Here is a 3,109-nt window from a genome sequence, read left to right on the forward strand (position 1 = left end):
CTTTTCTTAATAAGTATGGCAGCTACCTACTCTCCCGCATGATAGTGCAGTACCATCGGCCATGAGGGGCTTAACTTCTCTGTTCGGAATGGGAAGAGGTGAACACCCTCGGCATAACCACCATAAGATCTTTTTTGCTGTTACAGCAAACTAATAAGATAACATATCGGGAAAGTTGTATTCAAAACTCTTTTGCATAGTATAAAAATAAAATTAAAGCTTACGGGCAATTAGTATTACTCGGCTGCGATGTTACCACCCTTACACCTGTAACCTATCAACGTCGTAGTCTGCGACGGCCCTTAAAAGTAAACTCATCTTGAAGCAGGTTTCACGCTTAGATGCTTTCAGCGTTTATCCTATCCGTACATAGCTACTCTGCATTGCACCTGGCGGCACAACAGATACACCAGCGGTACGTACGACCCGGTCCTCTCGTACTAAGGTCATGTCCTCTCAATTTACTAACGATCACAACAGATAGGGACCGAACTGTCTTGCGACGTTCTGAACCCAGTTCACGTGCCACTTTAATCGGCGAACAGCCGAACCCTTGGGACCTTCTCCAGCCCCAGGATGTGACGAACCGACATCGAGGTGCCAAACCTCACCGTCGATATGAGCTCTTGGGTGAGATCAGCCTGTTATCCCCGGAGTACCTTTTATCCTTTGAGCGATGGCCCTTCCATACAGAACCACCGGATCACTTTAGCCTGCTTTCGCACCTGCTCGGCTTGTTTGCCTCACAGTCAAGCACCCTTATACTAATGCGCTCTGCGTACGATTACCAACCGTACTGAGGGTACCTTTGCGAGCCTCCGTTACCTTTTAGGAGGCGACCACCCCAGTCAAACTACCCACCAAACAATGTCTCCGTTGCCGGATTAGACTCTAAATAACAGAAGGTTGGTATTTCAACGATGACTCCACAAATCCTGGCGAACCTGCTTCATAGTCTCCCAACTATCCTACACATCTGGCATTCAAAATCAATGTTAAGTTGTAGTGAAGGTTCACGGGGTCTTTCCGTCCCGTTGCGATTAACCGGCATCTTCACCGATACTACAATTTCACCGAGCTCGTGGTAGAGACAGTGTACAACTCATTAGACCATTCGTGCAGGTCGGAACTTACCCGACAAGGAATTTCGCTACCTTAGGACCGTTATAGTTACGGCCGCCGTTTACTGGGGCTTCAGTCAGAAGCTTTGGATTGCTCCGAACATCCTTCCTTAACCTTCCAGCACCGGGCAGGTATCAGGCTCTATACGTCATCTTTCGATTTTGCAGGGCCCTGTGTTTTTGTTAAACAGTTGGTTGTACCATTTTACTGAGGCCACATTACTGTGGCACGCCTTATCCCGAAGTTACAGCGTCAATTTGCCTAGTTCCTTTACCACGGATCACTCGAGCGCCTGAGAATACTCATCTCGACTACCTGTGTCGGTTTGCGGTACGGGCTGCTATAAACGAACCTTAGAAGTTTTTCTTGGAAGTCTGATTAGGGATACTATCAGCGCGGCCGAAGCTTTGCTGTACTATCAGGTTCATCATCCCTGGCGGATTTACCTACCAAGAATATAACTACACCCTTTAACGCACTATTCCGTAAGTGCGCGATCCTTTCACTACTCCGTTACTCCATCGAATTTATAGCAGGTACTGGAATATTCACCAGTTTGCCATCAGCTTCACCTCTCGGCTTTGCCTAAGGACCCGACTAACCCTGATCCGATTAGCGTTGATCAGGAACCCTTAGTCTTACGGCGATAAGATTTTTCATCTTATTTATCGTTACTTATGCCTACATTTTCTTTTCTAAACGCTCCAGCATGTCTCGCAACACACCTTCGATGCAGTTTAGAATGCTCCCCTACCGTCTAGTACCTTCGTACTAGGCCTAAAGCTTCGGTTATATGTTTGATGCCCGATTATTTTCCGTGCCCAAACCCTCGACCAGTGAGCTGTTACGCACTCTTTAAATGAATGGCTGCTTCCAAGCCAACATCCTGGCTGTTTTAGGATTTGAACCGCGTTTGTTCAACTTAACATATCATTAGGGACCTTAGCTGTTAGTCTGGGTTATTTCCCTCTCGGCCATGGACCTTAGCGCCCACAGCCTCACTCCTGGAGATTATGTTATAGCATTCGGAGTTTATTAGGGTTTGGTAGGCGGTGAAGCCCCCTAGCCCAATTAGTAGCTCTACCTCTATAACACGTCTATATCCAAGGCTGTTCCTAAAAACATTTCGGGGAGAACGAGCTATCTCTCAGTTTGATTGGCCTTTCACCCCTATCCACAGGTCATCCCATAGCTTTTCAACGCTAATGAGTTCGGGCCTCCAGTTAGTTTTACCTAACCTTCACCCTGCCCATGGATAGATCACAAAGTTTCGCGTCTACCCCCACTGACTTAATTCGCTCTGTTAGAACTTGCTTTCGCTGCGGCTCCGGTACTGAAGACCTTAACCTTGCCAGTGAGGAGTAACTCGTAGGCTCATTATGCAAAAGGCACGCCGTCACTCTTGCGAGCTCCGACCGCTTGTAAGCGCACGGTTTCAGGAACTATTTCACTCTCCTGTTCGGAGTACTTTTCACCTTTCCCTTACGGTACTGGTTCACTATCGGTATCTAAGGAGTATTTAGCCTTACCAGATGGTGCTGGCAGTTTCACACAGGATTCCTCCGGTCCCGCGCTACTCAGGATACTACACGTCCATCAGAATTTCTGTCTACAGGGCTATCACCTGCTGCGGCTCATCTTTCCAGATGATTCAACTTGATCTGACTTTCTAAAAGTAGTCCTACAACCCCGGATAGAATTGCTTCGATCCGGTTTGGGCTCTTCCCCGTTCGCTCGCCACTACTTAGGGAATCATTATTTATTTTCTTTTCCTGCAGGTACTTAGATGTTTCAGTTCCCTGCGTTGGCTCTCTTTCGAGTGACACGCCTTCAGCGTGCCGGGTTGTCCCATTCGGAAATCTACGGATGTTACGATCGTTTGCATCTCCCCGTAGCTTATCGCAGCTTACCACGTCCTTCTTCGCCTCTTAGATCCTAGGCATCCACCATGCGCCCTTATTCGCTTTAAAAATCTTTAGTATTCTTA

2 rRNA genes are annotated in these 3,109 nt (G+C 47.5%); both read right to left on the reverse strand.

The annotated features are described in order from the left end of the window. Positions 1–13: 13 nt before the first annotated feature. Positions 14–125: ribosomal RNA gene (gene rrf, locus HGH91_RS30895) — 5S ribosomal RNA — on the reverse strand. A gap of 85 nt (positions 126–210) precedes the next feature. Beyond that, positions 211–3,092: ribosomal RNA gene (locus HGH91_RS30900) — 23S ribosomal RNA — on the reverse strand. Positions 3,093–3,109: the final 17 nt, after the last annotated feature.

Source organism: Chitinophaga eiseniae (assembly GCF_012641265.1).
GTDB lineage: Bacteria > Bacteroidota > Bacteroidia > Chitinophagales > Chitinophagaceae > Chitinophaga > Chitinophaga eiseniae_A.